This is a genomic window from Skermanella stibiiresistens SB22 (assembly GCF_000576635.1).
Lineage (GTDB): Bacteria > Pseudomonadota > Alphaproteobacteria > Azospirillales > Azospirillaceae > Skermanella > Skermanella stibiiresistens.
The window spans coordinates 1-20,845 of sequence record NZ_AVFL01000045.1 but is presented as its reverse complement, the minus strand read 5'-3'; the positions used below and the strand labels follow the sequence as shown (position 1 = coordinate 20,845).

At 65.1% G+C, this 20,845-nt stretch carries 21 protein-coding genes; 9 read left to right on the top strand and 12 right to left on the bottom strand.

The genetic code is table 11. The features are described from left to right. Positions 1-18 precede the first annotated feature (18 nt). On the bottom strand, positions 19-324 hold the full coding sequence (locus N825_RS32285) for a hypothetical protein (protein WP_157619689.1): 306 nt from the start codon (positions 322-324) through the stop codon (positions 19-21). 298 nt (positions 325-622) lie between these two features. On the opposite strand from N825_RS32285, the gene N825_RS32280 reads away from it, so the two are divergent. Further along, complete coding sequence (locus N825_RS32280) at positions 623-1,447, top strand: aldo/keto reductase (RefSeq protein WP_051513838.1); 825 nt, start codon at positions 623-625, stop codon at positions 1,445-1,447. Positions 1,448-1,516: 69 nt separating this feature from the next. On the opposite strand, the gene N825_RS32275 is transcribed toward N825_RS32280, so the two are convergent. Both N825_RS32275 and egtB read right to left on the bottom strand, forming a co-directional pair. Then, positions 1,517-1,930 carry a nuclear transport factor 2 family protein gene (locus tag N825_RS32275; RefSeq protein ID WP_037460847.1) on the bottom strand — a complete coding sequence of 138 codons (414 nt, stop codon included), beginning with the start codon at positions 1,928-1,930 and terminating at the stop codon, positions 1,517-1,519. Between the two features lie 62 nt (positions 1,931-1,992). Next, on the bottom strand, positions 1,993-3,309 hold the full coding sequence (gene egtB / locus N825_RS32270) for an ergothioneine biosynthesis protein EgtB (protein WP_037460845.1): 1,317 nt from the start codon (positions 3,307-3,309) through the stop codon (positions 1,993-1,995). 317 nt (positions 3,310-3,626) lie between these two features. Between egtB and N825_RS32265 the strand changes: the two genes are divergently transcribed. Then, positions 3,627-3,821 (top strand): hypothetical protein, encoded by a 195-nt coding sequence (locus N825_RS32265; protein ID WP_037460842.1) that lies wholly within the window; start codon positions 3,627-3,629, stop codon positions 3,819-3,821. Here the strand turns inward: N825_RS32265 and N825_RS32260 are convergent, their stop codons facing one another. The 4 genes from N825_RS32260 to N825_RS32245 form a co-directional block, all read right to left on the bottom strand. After that, positions 3,822-4,952 (bottom strand): ParA family protein, encoded by a 1,131-nt coding sequence (locus N825_RS32260; protein WP_037460841.1) that lies wholly within the window; start codon positions 4,950-4,952, stop codon positions 3,822-3,824. A 135-nt stretch (positions 4,953-5,087) separates the two neighbouring features. After that, positions 5,088-5,891 (bottom strand): ABC transporter permease, encoded by an 804-nt coding sequence (locus tag N825_RS32255; RefSeq protein ID WP_037460840.1) that lies wholly within the window; start codon positions 5,889-5,891, stop codon positions 5,088-5,090. Beyond that, on the bottom strand, positions 5,888-6,625 hold the full coding sequence (locus N825_RS32250; RefSeq protein WP_037460838.1) for an ABC transporter ATP-binding protein: 738 nt from the start codon (positions 6,623-6,625) through the stop codon (positions 5,888-5,890). The genes N825_RS32255 and N825_RS32250 overlap by 4 nt, the downstream gene beginning before the upstream one ends. Positions 6,626-6,684: 59 nt before the next feature. Continuing rightward, positions 6,685-7,650 (bottom strand): YVTN family beta-propeller repeat protein, encoded by a 966-nt coding sequence (locus N825_RS32245; protein ID WP_157619688.1) that lies wholly within the window; start codon positions 7,648-7,650, stop codon positions 6,685-6,687. Between the two features lie 250 nt (positions 7,651-7,900). Here N825_RS32245 and pedF point away from each other — a divergent pair, with 250 nt between their 5' ends. The 6 genes from pedF (at position 7,901) to N825_RS32215 (ending at position 13,899) form a co-directional block, all read left to right on the top strand. Further along, the gene (pedF, locus tag N825_RS32240) at positions 7,901-8,344 is read left to right on the top strand and encodes a cytochrome c-550 PedF (RefSeq protein WP_084165262.1); all 444 of its coding nucleotides are present in this window, start codon (positions 7,901-7,903) and stop codon (positions 8,342-8,344) included. A gap of 8 nt (positions 8,345-8,352) precedes the next feature. Then, positions 8,353-9,204: a substrate-binding periplasmic protein gene (locus tag N825_RS32235; RefSeq protein ID WP_037460834.1), complete on the top strand. Its 852-nt coding sequence runs from the start codon at positions 8,353-8,355 to the stop codon at positions 9,202-9,204. A gap of 85 nt (positions 9,205-9,289) precedes the next feature. Continuing rightward, the gene (locus N825_RS32230; RefSeq protein WP_037460831.1) at positions 9,290-10,090 is read left to right on the top strand and encodes a quinoprotein dehydrogenase-associated SoxYZ-like carrier; all 801 of its coding nucleotides are present in this window, start codon (positions 9,290-9,292) and stop codon (positions 10,088-10,090) included. Then, positions 10,087-11,040: a quinoprotein relay system zinc metallohydrolase 1 gene (locus N825_RS32225; RefSeq protein WP_037460830.1), complete on the top strand. Its 954-nt coding sequence runs from the start codon at positions 10,087-10,089 to the stop codon at positions 11,038-11,040. The genes N825_RS32230 and N825_RS32225 overlap by 4 nt, the downstream gene beginning before the upstream one ends. A gap of 225 nt (positions 11,041-11,265) precedes the next feature. Next, the gene (locus N825_RS32220; RefSeq protein WP_157619687.1) at positions 11,266-13,038 is read left to right on the top strand and encodes a PQQ-dependent methanol/ethanol family dehydrogenase; all 1,773 of its coding nucleotides are present in this window, start codon (positions 11,266-11,268) and stop codon (positions 13,036-13,038) included. A gap of 195 nt (positions 13,039-13,233) precedes the next feature. Then, complete coding sequence (locus tag N825_RS32215) at positions 13,234-13,899, top strand: response regulator (RefSeq protein ID WP_037460866.1); 666 nt, start codon at positions 13,234-13,236, stop codon at positions 13,897-13,899. Positions 13,900-13,914: 15 nt separating this feature from the next. Here the strand turns inward: N825_RS32215 and N825_RS32210 are convergent, their stop codons facing one another. The 3 genes from N825_RS32210 to N825_RS32200 form a co-directional block, all read right to left on the bottom strand. After that, positions 13,915-14,586: a type IIL restriction-modification enzyme MmeI gene (locus tag N825_RS32210; protein ID WP_037460828.1), complete on the bottom strand. Its 672-nt coding sequence runs from the start codon at positions 14,584-14,586 to the stop codon at positions 13,915-13,917. 250 nt (positions 14,587-14,836) lie between these two features. After that, on the bottom strand, positions 14,837-15,997 hold the full coding sequence (locus tag N825_RS32205) for a hypothetical protein (protein ID WP_037460827.1): 1,161 nt from the start codon (positions 15,995-15,997) through the stop codon (positions 14,837-14,839). A gap of 61 nt (positions 15,998-16,058) precedes the next feature. After that, entirely contained in the window at positions 16,059-17,015 is a 957-nt protein-coding gene (locus N825_RS32200; protein WP_037460826.1) for a LysR family transcriptional regulator, read from the bottom strand. 174 nt (positions 17,016-17,189) lie between these two features. On the opposite strand from N825_RS32200, the gene N825_RS32195 reads away from it, so the two are divergent. Beyond that, positions 17,190-17,498 (top strand): ElaB/YgaM/YqjD family protein, encoded by a 309-nt coding sequence (locus N825_RS32195; RefSeq protein ID WP_037460823.1) that lies wholly within the window; start codon positions 17,190-17,192, stop codon positions 17,496-17,498. Between the two features lie 77 nt (positions 17,499-17,575). Here the strand turns inward: N825_RS32195 and gap are convergent, their stop codons facing one another. Both gap and tkt read right to left on the bottom strand, forming a co-directional pair. Beyond that, positions 17,576-18,583 (bottom strand): type I glyceraldehyde-3-phosphate dehydrogenase, encoded by a 1,008-nt coding sequence (gene gap / locus N825_RS32190; RefSeq protein ID WP_037460821.1) that lies wholly within the window; start codon positions 18,581-18,583, stop codon positions 17,576-17,578. 46 nt (positions 18,584-18,629) lie between these two features. Next, positions 18,630-20,645 (bottom strand): transketolase, encoded by a 2,016-nt coding sequence (tkt, locus tag N825_RS32185; RefSeq protein ID WP_051513819.1) that lies wholly within the window; start codon positions 20,643-20,645, stop codon positions 18,630-18,632. Between the last annotated feature and the right edge of the window lie 200 nt (positions 20,646-20,845).

Genomic DNA, 20,845 nt, shown 5'->3' with positions numbered 1-20,845 from the left:
GCCAGGGCGACGGCCGTCTCATGGAGAAGGAGAGGGGTTCGGGGTGGTTTTGGCCTCCGGTTCCGGCACCAGGAGCGGCGCGTGGGTCGCGCGGTCGATCACCACGCGGAGGATGCCATCGTCGCCGATCCGGGTTTGCACCGGCCTGCCAGTCACCGTATCGAACGGTCCATCCGTATTGCCCGTGACGGGATCGGTGCGGAAGGTGACCGCGATCGATTCTGGCGGAGCCGCTCCGGAAAGCGGCGTCTCGCACCCTGCCGCGAGCATGCCGAGCACCACCGCGATCGATGCCTTGACCCAGGGCCGCCGGACTACGCGCATGATCGAGACCAACCCACCCACTACGAACGGCCCACCATGAACGACATTGGCGCCGCTGGAGCGGCGGCGCGGTGGTCACATGCCGCGATCATGCGTCGGACCGCCCGCGCCGTCAAGGTTACCTCGTTCGGCGTTTCGCCCTATGATCCCAGGCCAGATTAGGGGGAGCGGTGCTCCTGGCGGCCTCCCCCGAGGTGGAACCATGGCGCGCCGCGGCGCGTTGCCAACCGTCCGCCCTGCCACTTTCCGGAACGATCCCTGGGAACTGGGTAATCGGGACAATCACCAAGGAATGACCATGGATTACGTGAACCTCAAAGGGGTACGGGTGCCGGCGCTTGGCCTCGGCACATGGCAGCTGTCGGACGCCCAATGCGCCGATGTCGTCCGGGCGGGGCTCGCCATGGGCTACCGGCATGTCGATACGGCCCAAGCCTACAAGAACGAGGATCAGGTCGGCTTGGCGCTGGCGGACTCCGATGTTCCGCGCGATGAGATTTTCCTGACGACCAAGGTTTGGCACGAACGATTGGAGGCCGACGACCTGAAGCGATCGGTCGACGAGAGCCTGACCAAGCTGCGGACCGATCACGTCGACCTGCTCCTGATCCACTGGCCGAACCCGGAGTTCCCGCTCGGGCGGAGCCTGGAGGCGTTGGCCGAGGTCAAGGCGCGGGGCAAGGCGCGCCAAATCGGAGTCAGCAATTTTCCGGTGGCGCTGCTGCGGGAGGCGATCGAGCGGCACGGCGCCGACCTGCTATGCGATCAGATCGAGTACCACCCATTCCTGTCACAGAAGCCCATCCTGGAATTCGCCCGGGCCCACGATTTGATGGTGACCGCCTATAGCCCGATCGCACGGGGCGAGGTAGCGGCCCACCCTGTGCTGACCCGGATCGGCGAGCGGCACGGCAAGTCGGCGGTCCAGGTGACGTTGCGCTGGCTGATCGACCAGCCGAACGTCGCCGCGATCCCCAAGGCCAGCGGCGAGAAGCACCTGAGGAGCAACTTCGAGATCTTCGATTTCAAGCTCACCGACGAGGATCGCGCCGAGATCGATGGCTTGCTGGGCGACCGCCGGCTGGTCAATCCGGGATGGGCGCCCGAGTGGGACCCCGCCTGAGGTCCCGATCGGATCGCCGATGAGACGACATCGATGAAGACCCGTCGATGAACCCCCCAATCCACCCCCTCAGTGCACCACGGCGCGGGGAGGCGAATCGACGGGCGCCACCTTCCGGGGGACGATGGGACCAGCCTGATGATGGACGAGCCGCCAAGCTCCCCGCTCGTCGACGAAGATGTTGGTGGCCGCCAGCACGTTGCCATCGACCAACTCCTCGCAGACCACCACCGCGGTGGTCCCATGGATGAAGGCCTTGTCATTGCGGTAGGACGCAGTTGGCGGCGTCTCGCTCGTCATGATGTCGTACCAGCTGGACAGCACCGCCTCCCGGTCGAACATCGGGGGCCAGCCTGGATGGATGGACGAGACGGAGGACTCCTTCGCCCATAGCATTTCCATGGCCGGGAAATCCTGGTTGGCGAAGGAGTTGTAAAACGCGTGGTTGGCCGCCAGAGCATCGGCCAGTGTGGGGGGCGCCATCGCGGTAGCTTCCAATCTGAGGTGGACAACCTCCACTCTATCGCATTCCACGCTAGCTTGTGTCAAAGATCTTCGGCTAATCGGAACCCGGAGAACTGCCAGCGCGCGCCGGGCGGGAAAAAGTTCCGGTAGGTCGCGCGGATGTGATCGGAGGGCGTCGCGCAGGATCCCCCGCGCAGGACCATCTGATTGCACATGAACTTGCCATTGTACTCGCCCACGGCACCCGGCGGCGCCTTGAAGCCGGGATAGGGTGAGTACGGGCTGGCCGTCCATTCCCAGACATCGCCGAACATCTGCCACGGGCCCATCCCGGCGCAGGGCGACGCCGTGGGATGCAGGCCGCCATATTCCAGAAGGTTGCCTTCGACCCGTTGGGTCCGGCCGAACAGCTCCCACTCCGCCTCCGTCGGCAGCCGTTTTCCGGCCCAGGACGCGTAGGCGGCCGCCTCGTAGAAGCTGACGTGGCAGACGGGATCGCTATCGACCAGCGGACGCAGGCCCGACATGGTGAAGACCTGCCACTCGCCATGCTGCTTCTGCCAGTACAACGGCGCCTTCCACTGCTGGGTCTCGACCTCGTTCCACCCGTCCGAGAGCCAATGCCTCGGGTCCGAATAGCCGCCCGCGTCGATGAACTCGCGGTACTCGCCGCAGGTCACCAGCCGGCCGGCGAAGCGGTAGGGCTGGACATAGGTGTGGTGGCGCGGCGTCTCGCTGTCGAAACAGAACGCTGTGTCGGTGGCGTCGCAGCCGATTTCGACGAGGCCGCCGGCGTTTTCGAACCATTTCTGGGGCGCCGTGGACGCGACCGGCTGATTGGGAGCCGGCTGGTTGGGCGCCGTCTGGTAGGCTGGCAGCAAGGGATTGCACGAGAAGACGTGCTTGATATCGGTCAGGATCAATTCCTGATGCTGCTGCTCGTGATTGAAGCCCAGTGTCAGAACCTTGGTCAGCTCGTCCAGCATCTCGTCCGGCGCTTGGCGGATCAGCCGAAGGCAGGCGGCGTTGACATGGTCGCGGTAGCGCTGGACCTCGTCCCAGCTTGGCCGGGACAGCAGTCCCCGTTGGGGACGGGGATGTCGACTGCCAAGATTATTGTAGTAGGAGTTGAACAAGAAGCCGAACCGCTCGTCGAACGCGGTGTAGCCCTGGGCGTACCGGTTCAGCACGAACACCTCGAAGAACCAGGTCGTGTGCGCAAGATGCCACTTGGTCGGGCTGACATCGGGCATCGATTGGATGATCTGGTCCTCGGGGGTGAGGGGGGCCACCAATCCGACCGTCCGGCCCCGTACCCTCATGAAACGCCGTACCAGCCTCTCCCGCGCGTTCGGCGCCGTGGCGAGTTCGATGACGTCCTGCATGGCCTCAAGCATCTTTTTTCCTCCGGCGCGTCAGCCTTGTTTGCGGTCCCGCTCTCCAACGGCGCGCATCGTTCCAGGAGATGGAACACCCTATCCGGGAATTGGGTCAGCGCCTCCAAAGGGGTCATGCCAACGGATACCCACTTTGGGGGTGCGCGCCACCGACCGTGGAGATTGTCGGAATCCGGGTGCGGCGCACGCGAAAGTTAGATTTCCGTGAAGGGGGGCATTCACAGGATGCGATGCTGCAATGCGGCAAAGCCAGTGGTGCGAAACCTGTGAAGGCTTAGATTCACGGTATCGGAATTGAGCTTTAGGAAAAACGGAAAATGGTCATCCTCTCTCTGTGTGGTGACAAGTACAACCATCCCAGCGACAAGCTGGGCGACATGACCTTCCTCGACCGCGCCTGGAAGCGCGCCGCGGATCGGGTCAAGCGCCTGGGCGGCAATGTCGACGACACGACGTCGGCGCCCGCTCCGGCTCCGGCCAATATCTCGACCAAGGCTCGCACCGCCGCCTGATCACGGACTGATCCAGGCGGTTAGCGGCAGGGCCAAGGCATCCGGCCCCAGCCATGTCGCCAGCGATCCGCCGCACACCATGCCGGCCAGGAAGATCGCGGCGGCCAGACCCCATTTTCGGACCTGACCATGTGACCGGCGCCCGCCTTCGGCGTCAGCCAGGGCATCGTAGCCTCCCGGCGACAACTTATCGCGGTCGGCCTTGCCGAGCGGATCGTCACCGTCGGGGGTCACCGCGAGCGATGTGAACTCCGGTAGGGCCAGCGTGTCGGTGATCGTCCTCGTCACCGTGTCGAACGAGAAATCGGCGTCGGGCAGGCGGCGGTGACGATGGACGCGGCCCAGCAGTTCGGCCGCCAGGAAGATGTAATCCTGGGTCGAGTGGGTGCCGCGGTTGAACAGCGTCGACGGTGCCCGCTTCACCTCCGCCTTCAGGATCTCCGGATCGAACCGGATGCGGTTGCGGTAGAGCAGTCCAGAGAACTGGCTGCCCAGATCCTTGATGGTTTGCTGGTCGCGGCGGGTACCCTCGAACAGCGATATCAGGATGCCGTTGACCACCAAGCCGGGGCTGAGGCCGCCACGCAGGGCGTTGACCGTCTCGACCGTCCGTTGCACACCCTGGATCGAGAAGGCGCCCGAGGTGGTCGGGATCAAAACGCTGTCGGCGGCGATCAGGGCGCTCAACGACAGCAGGCCCATCGCGGGCGGGCAGTCGATCACGACGAAGTCGAAACGGTCCTCCGAGAACGTCAGATAGCGCTTGAGCCCGTGGTTGGGCCGCACCCTGTCGTCCAAGCCCGTTTCCAGCAACGTCAGGGCGCGCGTCGACGGGATGATCCACAGGTTGCGCACGACGGTCTCGTGCAGCGCGTCCTCGATCACCGCCTGCTTGCGGATGACGTCCACGAGGTTGGGGGACGCACCCGTGCGCGACAGGACCGTCGTGCTGCTCTGCTGCGGATCGATGTCGACGAGCAGGACCCGGTAACCCGCCGCCGCGAGGCAGACCGAGATGTTCAACGACACCGTCGTCTTTCCCACCCCGCCCTTGTGGTTGTAGATGGCGATCGTGTGGGCCGGTAGGCTCGTGGGCGGTGTCGGGGTCGAGGCGTTGGGGCTCGATGTCATTCAACGGGGTTCCGGAAGGGCGCGGCGTGGGGCGGCTGGGAACGATTGCCCCCTTGGTTTAACCCTTGTCGCCGTCGCGGGCAACAACCGGCCGAACGATTTACCCATAAAGTCACGGCCTCCCCTTCGATGGCGTCACTCCGCCTGGGCCCGCCTTGGCATGAAGCCGCGCGCCGGGTTGTATCCCTGGATCGCCGCGCCCAGGAAGATCACCAGGGCCAGCGTCGTCCAGCCCAGCGCCTCCCAATTGACCTGGGCGTAGAGCGCGAAGCGGATCAGTTCGACCGCTTGGGTGAAGGGATTGACGGCGCAGATCTGGTAGAGGGTGACGCTGGACTCGCGCATCTTCCACAGGGGGTAGAGCGCCGACGACAGGAAGAAGGTCGGAAAGATCACGAAGTTCATCACGCCGGCGAAGTTCTCCAACTGCCGGATGGTGGAGGACAGCAGCATGCCGACGGCACCCAGCATCAAGCCGCTGACGACCAGGGCGGGGAGCGCCAGCAGGTAGCCGAGGGGTGGCAGGACGATGTCGAAGGCGGCTGCGATCGCCAGGAACGCGTAGACCTGCAGGATCGACACGGCGGTTCCCGCCAGCAGCTTGGCGGTCAGCAGGAACCAGCGGGGCAGGGGGCTGACCAGCAACGTCCGCATGCTGCCCATCTCGCGGTCGTAAACCATGGACAACGAGCTTTGCATCCCGTTGAACAACTGGATCATGCCAACCAGACCCGGAATGATGTAGGTCTCGTAGGTGATGTAGGTCTCGTAGGGCGGAATGATCGACAGGCCGAGCGCCGCCCGGAAGCCGGCGGCGAACACCAGCAGCCAGACCAGGGGACGGACCAGCGCCGCCAGGAAACGTTCGCGCTGGTGCAGGAACCGCAGCACCTCGCGTGTCACGATGCCTTGCAAGGCGCGCCAATAATGCGGGCTCATGCCGCCACCTGATTGATCAGCCGGTGGAAGGTCTGCGTCAGGTTGGCCGAGGCGTTGGTCCGATTGACGTCGGTGACGCTGCCATCGGCCAGGATGCGGCCCTTGTGGATCACGACCACGCGGTCGTCGGCGTGGACCTCGTCGATCAGGTGGGTGGCCCAGAGCACCGCCATCCCCTGGGTCCGGCACAACTCGTGGACATGCTCCACGATGCCGCGGCGGGCGGGAACGTCCAAGCCGACGGTGGGCTCGTCCAGCACCAGCAGGTCGGGCTTGTGCAGCAATGCCCGCGCCAGCTCGACCCTGCGGCGATGGCCGCCATTCAACTGCCGCACCTTCTCGCCATCGCGTTCCGCCATGTCCAGCCGCTCCAGCGCCTCGCCGATCCGGATCGAGGCGTCGCGCCGGGCGATACCGTGGAGGGCCGCGAAGTAGTGGAGGTTCTGCCGGACGGTCAGGTCCAGGTCCAGCGTCGGCTGCTGGAAGACCACGCCCATGCGGGCCAGAGCCTTGGTCGGGTGGTCCCGCATCGTGATGCCGCAGACCTTGATGGCGCCGCGTGGCGCCTCGAACAGGCGGGTGATCAGCGAGAACAGGGTGGTCTTGCCGGCGCCGTTGGGGCCGAGCAGCGCCGTGAACTCGCCTTGATTGACCCGGAACGACACGTCATCCAGGGCGAAGCCGCGGCCATAGCCGTAGCTGAGCCCTTCGATCTCCAATGCGGGTGCGGTCATCTATCCCTTGCGTTTCCTCGGGGGCCGGTTTCCGACCCCGTCACGGTGCCGTGACTGACTTATCCCTTGATCGCCACTCCCCAAGGATAGCGGCCGACCGGGATCGACTTTATCACGGTCATGGTGTCGACATCGATAACCGACACATCGTTGCTCACACCGTTCGACGTGAAAAGCCGTTTCTGGTCCGCCGTGAATTCCATGTGCCAAACGCGCCGCCCGACCAGCAGGTATTTCTCCACCTCGAAAGTCTTGGCGTCGACCACCGCCACGTGGTTGGCGGGACCGAGCGCCACGAATGCGTACCGGCCATCGGCGCTCAGCTTGACGCCGACCGGCTGGATCTTGTCCTTGGCGACGCCCTTGATCGCGAACTGGATGACGTGTTCGACCTTGTGGGTCGTGGCGTCGATCACCGTGACGGTGCCGCCAATCTCCGCCGACACCCAGAGCCGCTTGCCGTCCTTGCTGAACTCGGCGTGGCGCGGGCGCGAGTCCACCAGCGTGTTGTCGACCAGGGTGCGTTTGGCGGTGTCGATCCAGTGGACCATGTTGGTCGTCTCGGACGTGTTGACCGCCCAAGCCCCGTCGGGGCTGACCGCCATGCCTTCCGGCTCCACGCCGACATCGATCTGATAGGCGACCTTCCGCTTGGGAATATCGACGACGGTGACGACATTGTCGTCCTCGTTGGAGACGAACAGGTGGGCGCCGTCGGGATGGAGGGCGAACTGCTCGGGATCCTCGCCCGAAGGCAGGTTGTACAGGATCTTGCCGGAGGCGACGTCCAGCACCTGGACCGTGTCGTCGTCGCTGGCGCAAACATAAAGCAGGGTGGCGTCGGCGTTGAGCGTGATGCCGCGGGGCCGTTTGCCGACCTTGATGGTCTTGGTCACCTTCAAGGACTGGGCGTCGATCACGCTCAGCGTGTTGTCCTTTTCGTTCGAGACGAAGACGGTCTGCCCAAACGCCGGCGCGGCGAGCGTCACCATTAGAAGTAGTGCCGGTAATGTGGCCTTCGACATTTCCATTTTCCCCATCTCCCCAGACCTCAAGGTCGCGGCCAAGGTATCGGCATCCCTCCGCCGCGGCGCATTAGACTTTGGAACCATGCCGCCCGGCGCCAGTACTTCGGCGGAAAAACCTTATGGCATCAATACTTGCGTAATTTTGAAGCGGTGCGGCTGCTACCATAGTCCAATTAGGTTCGCGCCGGCTCGTGGATATGATCCACCGCAACGAAGCGATCACCGCTGTTTGCGAAAGGACCTTATAATGAACGCTCGGTTTGTCCGGCTGGCCGCCGCCCTCCTGCTCGGTGGGATCGTCGCCATCTCGACCGGCGCCATCCCGACCGGCGCTTTCGCCCATGGCGACGTCACCCCGCAGGCGGTCGACACGACGGGACTGGATCCGCTGGGCGTGGAATGGCGGGAGAGCAACCCCTACCGCGGCAACGAGCGGGCGATCGAGATCGGCAAATCGGCGTTCAATCAGAATTGCGCCCGCTGCCATGGTCTGGGGGCCGTCTCCGGCGGCATCGCGCCGGACCTTCGCTTCCTGGAGCCGGGCGACGCCGGCGACGAATGGTTCAAGGAGCGCGTCCGCAACGGCGCCATCCGCAACGGCATCACCTATATGCCGAAGTTCGACGACGCCCTCGGACAGGAAGCCTTGTGGACGATCCGCGCCTGGCTCGAAACGGTCGCCGAGCAGTGAGTTCGCGGATGATCGGCACCGTCCTCGGCCGCCTGTTCGTGGCGGCCGCCCTGCTGATGCCGGTCCTGGCACCGGCCGCCGCGGCGTCGCTCGACACCGTCATGTCCCGAGGCGTCCTTCGGGTCGCCGTGTACCGTGACTTCGCGCCCTATTCCCACCGCGATGGCGGCACCCTGAAGGGCACGGACGTCGACTTGGCCGCCGCGGTCGCCGACAAGATGGGGTTGCGGGTCGAGTTCATGGAGCTGACGGCCGACGAGAACATGGACGACGACCTGCGGAACGCGGTCTGGAAAGGCTCGGTCTTGGGCGGCGGCGTTGCCGATGTCATGATGCATGTGCCGGTCAACCGAGCCTTCGCGCAGCGGAACGATCTGGTCGTGATCTTCGGGGCGTACCAGAGGGAGACCTATGCCATCGCCCGCGATCCCGCGCGCGTCTCCGACACAGCGGGCTTTCCCGTGTTCCAGACCGAGAAGGTCGGCGTCGAGCTGGATACCGTTCCCGACTTCTACCTGTCCGGCGCCTTCGGCGGCCGGCTGGCGGCCAATGTCGTCCACTATCCCACGGTCGGGCAGGCGGTCGCCGGCCTGCGGGCCGGAGCGGTGGCGGCGGTCTTCGCGCCGCTCAGCGAGTTGGAGGGAGCGCTCCGCTCGGCGGGTGGCGACAAGTTTCCCATCAAACCGATGCCGGCGCCGAACCTCAACCCGTCGGAATGGTCGATCGGGATGGCGGTCAAACAGGATGGTCACGACCTCGCGTATCGCGTTGGGGATGTCATGACCGAATTGCTGGAAAGTGGTACCGTCAAGGAAATCTACGCGCGCCACGGCCTGACCCACAATCGGCCCGTGGAATGAAAAGGGCGCCGCCCTGTATCGAGGCGGCGCCATCATGGGGAGGTTGGACGTGCCGAGGTTTGGCGTTCGGAGGTTTTGTGGGGCTATGCTGGCCGTGATGATCGGCGCCGCCGATCCTGCGGGGGCGACGGAGACCGATCCGTTCCGCTCGGTGATGTGGGACGACATGCGGGCCCTGGTGCTCGGTGACGCGCCGTTTCGGTTCGACGATCGCGTCAAGGTCACGGCACCGGCCAGCGCCGAGGACGCGCTCAACGTTCCTGTCGCCGTCGACGCGACGGCGCTCGGCGCGGTGGAGCGGATCGCGGTGTTCGCCGACATGAATCCTATTCCGCGCATCTTGGATTATCGCCCGATCGCCGCCCGTCCGACCATCGCGCTGCGCCTCAAGCTCCAGCAGGCGACGGCGATCCGCGCCGCGGCGCTGACGCCGGATGGAGTCTGGCATGTCGGTGGCGTCTTCGTCGACGCCGCCGGCGGTGGCTGCACCTCGCCGGCCCTGGCCCATGGCGACCCCACCTGGGAACGCCACCTGGGCGAGGTCCAGGCACGCGCCTGGCCCGCCGTCCAAGCCAGCGCGGAAGGTCAATCCAAGTCGACGAGGTTGCGGTTGCGCGTCCGCCACCCGATGGATACCGGCTTGGCTCCCGGCATTCCCGCCTTCTTCATCGAGACGCTGGTCGTCCGTGATGGCGACGGGCGCGAGCTGGCGAGGATCGACAGCCACGAGCCGGTTTCGGAAAACCCCGTCTTCACCGTCGAGGTCACCCCGCCAGCCGATGGGCGCGCGCTGCTGGTCACCGGGCGCGACAACAACGGAACGGAGATCCGGGCCTCGGTGCCGCTGGCGTGGCGCCAAAGCTCCCTGGAGACCTCGACACGATGACGGTCAAGCGCTTCAAGGCTTTGGGGCTGCTCTGCCTGATCTTGCCGACGATCGGCTGGCCGATCGCCGCTGGCGCGCGTGACAAGTCCTACGGGTTGGAACCGCGCCGGATCGCCGCCGACACCTATGTGTTCGAGGGGGCCCGCGAACACTTCACCAGTGCCAACGGTGGCAACATCCTCAATTCCGGCTTCATCGCGACCGGGGACGGGGTGATCGTCGTCCAGAGCGGACCGAGCCGCCGCTATGGCGAGGAGATGCGGGCGGCGATCGGCAAGGTCACAAGGCGGCCGATCGCCAGGGTCTTCGTCAGCAACCTGCACCCCGACTACTTCCTGGGCTCGCAAGCCTTCGCCGACGCGCCGATCGCGGCGCTGCCCGGCACCATCGACGGCATCAGGAGCGACGGCCGCGCCGTCACCGAGAACATGTACCGCCTGTTGGGCGATTGGATGCGCGGCACCGACGCTGGACCTCCGACCGAGCCGGTGCTGGGCGCCACCGTCGTCCAGGGCGGGCACCGGTTGCGGCTGATGCCGCTGGCGGGGCACACCGCCGCCGATCTGGCGATTTTCGACGAGACCACCGGGGTGCTGTTCGCGGGTGGTCTGGTGTTCTCGGATCGGGCACCGACGACGCCGCACGCCGACATCGCCCGCTGGCTGCTCTCCCTGGACGAATTGGAAGCCCTCGACATCGCCGTGCTGGTGCCCAACCACGGCACCATCCGGACCGACGAGGCCGCCATCGGCCAGACCCGCGATTACCTGACCTGGCTCGACGCCACGCTCCGCGCCTCGGCGGAAGCTGGCCTCGACATGAACGAGGTCATGGCCATCGAGATCCCGGAGCGTTTTTCCGTTCTCAGTGTCCTGCGGGAGGAGTTCACGCGGTCGGTTGCCCATCTCTATCCAAAGATAGAACAGTCTGTCTTGCCACGTGTGAACTGAATACCCGCTTAATCATCGGATCCCGCCTCCCCTGGAGCGCGGGATTATTTCCGTTGGTCTGAAATAATACTGCCCTGGCTCATTGTACTTTTTGGCAATTGCTCGATTGTGCCGTGCGGGTAATCTCCCAGACAAGGACAAATAGGCAGCCACATCCGGGAAGATTTGGAAGAACCACACCGGATTGCGGCGCCAAGGGCTGTGTTCTCAAGGGAGGCTGACTTAATGAAGCGAATGTTCACGTCCATCGCCGTCGCCGGCGCCGTCGCCGGTGGTTTGGCGGTCAGCTTCTCGGCTGACGCCGCGCGGGCGGCAGGCCCGACCGACCAGGACATCCAAAAGGATGCCGAGACGCCCGGCGACGTGCTGACCTATGGCATGGGCCTCCAGGGCCAGCGCCACAGCACGCTCAAGACGATCAACACCGAGACGATCAAGAAGATGGTTCCCGTCTGGGCCTTCTCGTTCGGTGGCGAGAAGCAGCGCGGCCAGGAGTCGCAGCCGCTGGTCCATGACGGCGTGATCTACGTGACCGGCTCCTATTCCCGCCTGTTCGCGCTGGACGCCCGGACCGGCGAGAAGAAGTGGCAATACGACGCCCGCCTGCCGGAAGGCATCATGCCGTGCTGCGACGTGGTCAACCGTGGCGCCGCCATCCTGGGTGACAAGGTCTATTTCGGCACGCTCGACGCCCGCCTGGTCGCCCTGAACAAGGACACCGGCAAGGTCGTTTGGAACAAGAAGGTGGCCGATTACCAAGCCGGCTACTCGATGACGGCGGCGCCGATCATCGTCAACGGCAAGATCATCACCGGCAATTCCGGCGGCGAGTTCGGTGTCGTCGGCGCGGTCGAGGCGCGCGACGCCGAGACGGGCGAGCTGGTCTGGACGCGTCCGACCGTCGAGGGGAACATGGGTACCCTCAACGGCAAGGAAAGCACCATGACCGGGACCAAGAACGCCTCGTGGACGGGCGATCTCTGGCAGACCGGCGGCGGGGCCACCTGGCTGGGCGGCACCTATGACGCCGAGACCAACTCGATCTTCTTCGGTACCGGCAACCCGGCGCCCTGGAACTCGCACCTGCGGCCCGGCGATAACCTGTACACGTCGTCGACCCTGGCGATCAATCCGGACAACGGCGAGATCAAGTGGCACTTCCAGACCACGCCGCATGACGGCTGGGACTTCGACGGCGTCAACGAGTTCATCTCGTTCGACCTCAAGAAGGACGGCAAGGTCATCAAGGCCGGCGCCAAGGCTGACCGCAACGGCTACTTCTTCGTCATCGACCGCACCAATGGCAAGCTGCAGAGCGCCACGCCGTTCGTGACGCAGACCAGCTGGGCCACCGGCTTCGACCTGAAGACCGGCCGGCCGATCTACAACGACGCCAACCGCCCGCCGAACCCGATGGACGGTGGCGGTGCCGCGGCGGGCCAGGGCAAGCCGATCTTCGCCGCCCCCAGCTTCCTCGGCGGCAAGAACTGGATGCCGATGGCCTACAGCCCCGACACCGACCTGTTCTACGTCCCGGCCAACGAGTGGGGCATGGACATCTGGAACGAGGCGATCACCTACAAGAAGGGTGCCGCCTATCTGGGTGCTGGCTTCACCATCAAGCCGCTGTTCGACGACTACATCGGAGCGCTGCGCGCGATCGACCCGAAGACCGGCAAGATCGTGTGGGAATACAAGAACCCGGCCCCACTGTGGGGTGGCGTGCTGACCACCGCCGGCAACCTGGTGTTCACCGGCACCCCGGAAGGCTACCTGAAGGCGTTCGACGCCAAGACGGGCGCCGAGGTGTGGAAGTTCAACACCGGGTCCGGCATCGTCGGCAGCCCGATCACCTGGGAGATGGATGGCGAACAGTACGTCTCGATCGTGTCCGGCTGGGGTGGTGCGGTCCCGCTGTGGGGTGGCGAGGTCGCCAAGAAGGTCAAGGACATCAACCAGGGCGGCATGCTCTGGGTGTTCAAGCTGCCGAAGGCCTGACCGGCTCACGGTGCTCGGGTTCGGGGATCCCATGGTTATCGGTTTTCCCGTGACAGTGGACGGGGCTGGCTCGCGCTGGCCCCGTTTCGTTTGGGATGGCTGCTTTTGAGACGAGTTCCATCTTGCATCGCGCCGTAACCCGACGCACACTTGGCAACCGGGAAACGCCGCCACAACGAGCGCGAAAAAGCAGCCATGTGCAAGGTTCTGATCGCGGATGATCATCCGCTGTTTCGAGACGCCCTGAAAACCGCGCTCTCCCTCTCGGTGGAGGGCAGTCTTCCCGTCGAAGCGTCGAATCTCGAGGAGGCGATCGACGCGATCCGCTCCCAGGGCGACTTCGATCTGGCGCTGCTCGACCTGTCGATGCCGGGGGTCAATGGCTTCAGCGGGTTGCTGACGCTGCGGGCGCAGTTTCCATCGCTCCCCGTCGTGATCGTGTCGGCGCACGAGGATTCCAAGCTGGTCCATCAGGCGATCGACTACGGTGCCGTTGGCTTCATCCCCAAATCGACACCGCGCGACCAGATCGCGGAGGCGCTGCGCGCCGTGATCAAGGGTGACGTCTACATCCCGCCCAACATATCGCGGGACGAGAAGACGACCGCCTGCAACGGCCGTGACGACGATGCCGAGATCGCGCGACGGATCACGACGTTGACGGCCCAGCAACTCCGCGTGCTGGAGATGCTGGGGACCGGCAAGCTGAACAAGGAGATCGCGTTCGAGCTGAACATCGCGGAAACGACCGTCAAGGCCCATGTTTCCGCGATCCTCCAGAAGCTCAAGGTGTACAGCCGGACGCAGGCGGTGGTGTTCGCCTCGAAGCTGCATTTCGACACGTTTCAAAGCGCCCGGTAAGCACCGTACTCGTACTCAGGCCAGCGCCGCCACCTTGCCAGCCCGGCCCCGCGCCAGGCGCGGCACGGGCGGGGCGCGCGCCGGATCGAGGTCGAACGGTGCCGTCCAGACCTTGGCGAGGCGCTGGCGGATCGCGGAGTTGGCCAGATCGCCCAGTAGGATGCGGTAGCTGGCGGGGTCGGGGAAGTGCTCGTGGCCTGCGCCGGTGCGGCTGAAGTCGGCGAACAGCTCGATCGAGTGCCCGACATCGACCACGATCACGAAGGGAGGCCAGCCTTCCCAATCGGGCAACGCCCGGGCATAGGTCACGGCTTGGCGGCGGGCGTCGCTCATGCTGCGCTCCCAGTAGTTGCTGCCCCGGACCGCCATGCCGCGCCGGCTCTTGAGGCACTGGGCCTTCTGGTCGCTGCCCTGCTTGGCTTCCAGGACGAAACAGCCGCGCTTGTACAGATCGATCCTGCCGGTACTGACGGCGCCGTGGGCGCGGGGATAGGCCACCGTCCGCTCGAAGACATAGAGATTGTGCCGGTCGTCGTCCCGGGTAGGGTTGGGCCGGGGAACCTGGATCAGGTCGCACAACTCGGACAGGAAGAGTTGGCAGTTGGCGCGCTCTCCCGCGCCGGAGGACTTCCAGCGGATGATGAACGCTTGGGCCGGATCGACGATCGTCGCGGGTGCGAACTTCATGAAAGAACCCTAGGTGGAGGTTCCTCCAAATTATATTCGTACTCACACGAAGGCAATTTTATGAATGCTGGTGCGACAGTATTGTTTAATTAGTTTGCGATTAAATTAATATGATACCGTGTATTTGAAACACTAGGTTACATAAAGAATGAGTCAACGTGAATGTAGATTGAATAAATTACTGGAGTATTGGCTAGCTTCACACTGTCTTAACGGCGACATCGTCCTCCGTCGTCTTTTCCCAGACGGATCATCGTTCAATGTGGACTCGGAGTCGCACGAGATTTCGGGTCCAACCGGTCTTGCAGCCATCCATGGAGATGCGGGTCATGTAGATGTGGGCATCGTCGTCGGTGTCCTCGAAGTTCCGCGATGGCGAGTCGGGATCGATCAGCGCGGGGTAGACCACCGGCATCGTGTCACAGCCCTTGTCGAGCGTCGTCGGCGTCGGGAACAACAGCCTCGGCTTCGACCAGGTCACCAGATCGGGGCTGGTCGCGTAGAAGACGCCATCGACCACCGTCGAGCCGCCGGGTGGGCGCTGCTGGTGGGTGAACAGGCCGATATACAGCCCGGAGGGGCGATGCAGGCTTAGGCTCGCCATCAGCCGGGTCAGTCCAGGCAGCGGGACGCAGGTGCCCCCACCGCCATCGCGGTAGGGGTCGGCGAAGCGGACGGTGAAGTCATGGCCATCCCAAGCCCGCCACGATGTCGGTTCGTCCAGCCGGTCGGTCCGCATCAGGCAGACGCCACCGGCTTGGGCCTCCTGCGGGGCCGCCGTCATCATGGTGTAAAAGTGGTCGCCGCGCCGGATGATGTTGGATGGGTTGAACAGCCCGCTCCGCTTGCCGCGGGTCGGGTCGTAGCGATAGGGCAGGGCGGCGACCAGCCGGCTTCCCGTGGCGGGGGGCTTGAAGCTGCGGCCGCCGTCCTTGGAGACGACGTAGGTCACCGTGTTGTACCAGCAGTCCATGTAGCGGCCGGTCGGGCAGAGGGCGGGGCGCCGATGGCCCTGGAACTCGTTGTGGACCAGGCCGTGAACCGTCACGCCGTCCAGCGTGTAGGTGCTGACCAGCCAGCCTCGGTCATCGAAGGCGGCGGGATCGTCGTTGTTGCCGCCCTCGTACACGATGTCGCAGGGGTGGCTGAGATGGTCCAGGTCGGGCCCCGAGAAGGCGCGGTTGGTCCAATGGCTGGCGATCAAGCGGATCGTCTCGTCCGCCATCCGGAAGGCGCGGGTCGGCACGTCGGGCACATCGAATTTCTCGCAGGCGTCGCGGTCATGGTCGAAGACGATCTCCGGTTCCGCTCCCGGTGGGATGGTGAGCGACAGGTCCTGGGCGCCGGCTTGGCCCGCAAGCCCTGAAACCAGCGTCACCGCGAGGATGAGCGCCATGGTCCGCTTCGACATGTCTAATCTCCGGTTGCCGTATATCCTCAACCCTCGAACCGGAGATTTTAAAGGCGAAGGGTTAACGGGATGCTGACCCGGTATCGGGCTGCCGCTCCACCACCGAGTCGAGCCCGATGTCCCACGGCGGCGTGCCCCGGAAATGCTCGACCAGGAAATCCACGAAGCTGCGGACCTTGGGCGACAGGTTGCGGGCGTGTGGATAGACCGCGTAGGCGCTGGTCGGCGCGAGGCTGTATTCCGTCAGGATCTCCACCAGCCTGCCGTCCCGCAGCGCGTCACCGATGATGAAGGTCGGCTGCCGTACGATCCCCAGGCCGCCCACCGCCGCGGCGACCAGGGCGTCGCCATTGTTCGCCGACAGGGTCCCGCCCACCCGAACCGTCGTCTCCACGCCGGCGCGGTCGATCAGCGTCCAATCGAGTGGCGGTGCCGCGTAGCTGTAGAGCAGGCAGTTGTGCCTCGCCAGATCGGCGGGAACCTTGGGTATCCCGTGACGGCGGAGATACGCGGGAGCGGCGCATAGCGCCAAGCGGACTGGCGCGATGCGGCGGGCGATCAGGCTGCTGTCGGTCAGGCGCGCGATCCTGACGGCGACATCGTAGCCTTCCTCCACCAGATCGACTTGGCGGTCGTTCAGCACCAGTTCGATCCGGACGCGCGGGTGCTTCTCGCAATAGGCGGCCAGCGCCGACGCCAGCTGGGTGTTGCCGAAGCTCATGGGGCCGTTGACGCGGAGCGTGCCGCGAGGCTCGGCCTGGAGCTCGGAGGCTACCCTTTCCGCCTCGCTCAACTGCTCCAGGATGCTGGCGCATTTCTCGAAGAACGATAGCCCGGCCTCGGTCAGGCTCTGCTTGCGGGTCGTGCGGTTGAGCAGGCGGACCCCCAGGCGGTCCTCGAGCTGCTGGATATGGCGGCCGATCATCGCCCTGGACAGCCCCAGATCCTCCGACGCCGCCGCTTGGCTGCCCAGTTCCACCGTGCGGACGAAGGCGGCGATGGTGGTGATCCGGTCCATGGGAGAGCCTTCGGCGGTGTGCGGAAACTCTCTTATACAAGGTGGTATGAGGGTCGGTCTTTCCCGATTCACCCTGGCGGGTTTATCGGCTTAAATAAAGTTAATCAGGCAACCCACCCTCTCCCCTGGGGTTGAGTAGGGGTAATCGCGTACAAAAACGAGGGAGTTGCCATCATGGCTTATTCGCAAACCCGGTCGCGCACACAGGAATCCGCCGAGGACGCCATCTCGGCCCTTACCGAACGGTTCGATCAGTTCGTGGAACAGTTCGGCGACACGGCGCAGACGACGGGCAAGGCGGTTTCGGAACGCTTCGATTCCGGCCGCCAGCAGGTCGAGGACGCCGCCGAGCGGGGCTACCGCGACGTTCGCCGGCAGACCCAGCGCGGTGTCGAGAATGTCAGCGGCCAGATCGAGAAGAACCCGCTGTCCAGCGTGGTCGTCGCCTTCGCGGCGGGCATCCTGATCGGCAAGCTGCTTTAACACCGCGGCGCGCGTTAAAAAAGGGGCGGGAGGGGCATCGGCCGATGCCCCTCCCGCCCTTTCCGTATGTCGGCCTATCAGCCGGCCTTGGACATGGCGACCGCCGTGTCGGCCATCCGGTTGGAGAAGCCCCACTCGTTGTCGTACCAGGTCAGGATGCGGACGAAGTTGCCGTCGATGACCTTGGCCTCCTCCAGCGCGAAGATGGACGAGTGCGGGTCATGGTTGAAGTCGGTCGACACCAGCGGCTCGTCATAGGCGGCCAGGATGCCCTTCAACGGACCATTGGCGGCGTCGGAGATCGCCTTCTTGATCTCCTCCACGCTGGTCGCCCGGTTGGCGATGAACTTGAAGTCGACGACCGAGACGTTGGGGGTCGGCACGCGGATGGCGGTACCGTCCAGCTTACCCTTCAGTTCCGGCAGAACCTTGCCGACGGCCTTGGCGGCGCCGGTCGAGGTCGGGATCATGTTCAACGCGGCGGCGCGGGCGCGATGCAGGTCCTTGTGCATCGTGTCGACGATCCGCTGGTCGCCGGTGTAGCTGTGGATGGTCGTCATGAAGCCTTTTTCGATGCCGACCAGGTTGTTCAGCACGAAGGCGACCGGAGCCAGGCAGTTGGTCGTGCACGAGGCGTTCGAGACGATCTTGTGCTCGGCCGTCAGCTTGTCGTGGTTGACGCCATAGACGACCGTCAGGTCCTCGTCCGTCGCCGGGGCGGAGATCAGGACCTTCTTGGCACCCGCCGTCAGGTGCTTGGCGGCGTCGTCGCGCTTGGTGAAGATGCCCGAGCATTCCAGGGCGATCTCGACACCCAGGTCGGCCCAGGGCAGCTGCGCCGGGTCGCGGACCTGCACGACCTTGATCTCGTGGCCGTTGACCACCAGGACTCCGTCACGGGCTTCCACGGTGCCGGGGAAGCGGCCATGGACGCTGTCGTATTTCAACATGTGCGCGTTGGTGTGAACGTCCGCGAGGTCGTTGATCGCGACGACTTCCACGTCGGTGCGGCCGGATTCGTAAATCGCGCGAAGCACCAGCCTGCCGATACGCCCGAACCCGTTGATCGCAACCTTAACAGCCATCGATTCCTCCTAATCCCAAAACGTTCGCGGGCTTGATCGCGCCCGTTTACAACCTGGCCTTGGCGGCCGTCACCACGGCATCGGCGGTAATGCCGAAATGCTTGTAGAGATCCTGGTATGGCGCTGATTCGCCAAAGCTTTTCATTCCGACGAAGGTGCCCTTGCGGCCGATGTAGCGGTCCCAGCCCTGGCGGATCTGAGCCTCGACGGCGATCCGCACGGTGTGCTCGCCGATCACCTCGTCCTGGTACGCCTCGTCCTGCTCCTCGAACAGCTCCATGCTCGGCATGGAGACCACGGCGGTGCCGATACCGTCCGCTTGCAGGGTCCCGCGCGCCTGCATGGCGATCTCGACCTCGGAGCCGGTGGCGAAGATGGTGACCTTCCGCTCGCCGTCGGCCTGGGCCAGGATGTAGCCACCCTTGGCCGACAGGTTCTCGGTGGTGTGCTCGGTCCGCAGTGTCGCGAGGTTCTGGCGGGTCAGTGCCATCAGCGATGGGCGGTGGACGCTCTTCAGCGCGATGGCCCAGCACTCCGCCGTCTCGACCGCGTCGGCCGGCCGGAAGACCAGCAGGTTGGGGATCGTGCGCAGCGCTGGGACATGCTCGACCGGCTGGTGGGTCGGGCCGTCCTCGCCGAGGCCGATGCTGTCATGGGTCATGATGAAGACGACGCGCGCCTTCATCAGGGCCGCCAGACGGATCGACGGGCGGCAGTAGTCGCTGAAGGTCAGGAACGTGCCGCCGTAGGGGATGATGCCGCCATGCAGCGCCATGCCGTTCATGGCGGCGGCCATGCCATGCTCGCGCACGCCGAAGTGGACGTAGCGGCCATGGAAGTCGCCGCGCTGGACGGCCCCGGTGTTCTTGACCCGCGTGTTGTTGCTGGGCGTCAAGTCGGCCGAGCCGCCGATCAGTTCGGGCACCGCCGGCACCAGCACGTCGAGCACGTTGCCGGACGCGACGCGGGTCGCCAGCTTCGGCTTCTCCGCCGAGACCTTGGCCTTGAAATCGTTGATGACGCTATCGAAATCGGCAGGCAACTCGCCCGAGACGGCGTGCTGGAAGCTCTTGCGCAGGCTGTCGTCGGCGCCGTCCAGCCGCTGTTCCCAGTTCTCCCGCTCCGCCACGCCGCGCTGGCCGAAGCCGCGCCACACGCTGGTGATGTCCTCCGGGATGATGAAGTGCTCGTGGGTCCAGGCCAGCTTCTCGCGCGCCGCCTTGATCTCGTCGGCGCCCAGCGGCGAGCCGTGGGAGTGGTGCGTGCCGCCCTTGGTCGGGGCGCCATAGCCGATGATGGTCTTGCAGGCGATCAGCGACGGCGCGTCGGTGGTGCGGGCGTATTCGATCGCCGTGGTGATCTGCTGCGGATTGTGGCCGTCGATCTCGCGCACGTCCCAGCCATAGGCGCGGAAGCGGTTGAGCGTGTCGTCGGTGAAGCTGAGGCTGGTCGGCCCGTCGATCGAGATCTGGTTGTCGTCCCACAGCACGATCAGCTTGGACAGCCCAAGATGGCCGGCGAAGGACGACGCCTCGTGGCTGATGCCCTCCATCAGGTCGCCATCGCTGGCGATCACATAGGTGTAGTGGTCGACCAGATCGTCGCCGAAGCGCGCGTTCAGGATGCGTTCTGCCAAGGCCATTCCGACGGCGGTGGAAAGGCCCTGACCCAGCGGACCGGTCGTCGTCTCGATGCCGCCGGACTGCAGGACCTCCGGATGGCCGGGGGTCTTGCTGTGAAGCTGGCGGAACCGCTTCAGCTCGTCGATCGTCATCTCCTCGTAGCCGGTGAGATGGAGCAGGCTGTAGAGCAGCATCGAGCCATGGCCCGCCGACAGCACGAAACGGTCGCGGTCGGGCCACTGCGGCGCCTTGGGGTCGAACTTGAGGAACTTGCCGAACAGAACCGTCGCCACGTCGGCCATGCCCATCGGCATGCCCGGATGCCCGGACTTGGCGGCCTCGACCGCGTCCATGGCGAGTACACGAATCGCGTTGGCCAACTGCTCGTGCGGGACGCCGGCAGGGCTTGCGGGGGTCGTGGAGGTGGACGGCGTCGGCATGGTGACGGGTTCCTGGCTCTAAAGTTGGTTGCCATCCCGAATCGGCGCCGCGGTTCGGCGGCGGAGACCGGATTCTGGACGGGCTGCGAAAAGGTGCCGCGCGATCGTGACGCGACGGCGCGTCAAATTACTGAAACGCGGGCACCATGCCGCCGCCGCTTCCCCACGTCAACACGCGAGTGCCACTATGTGTCGCCCTG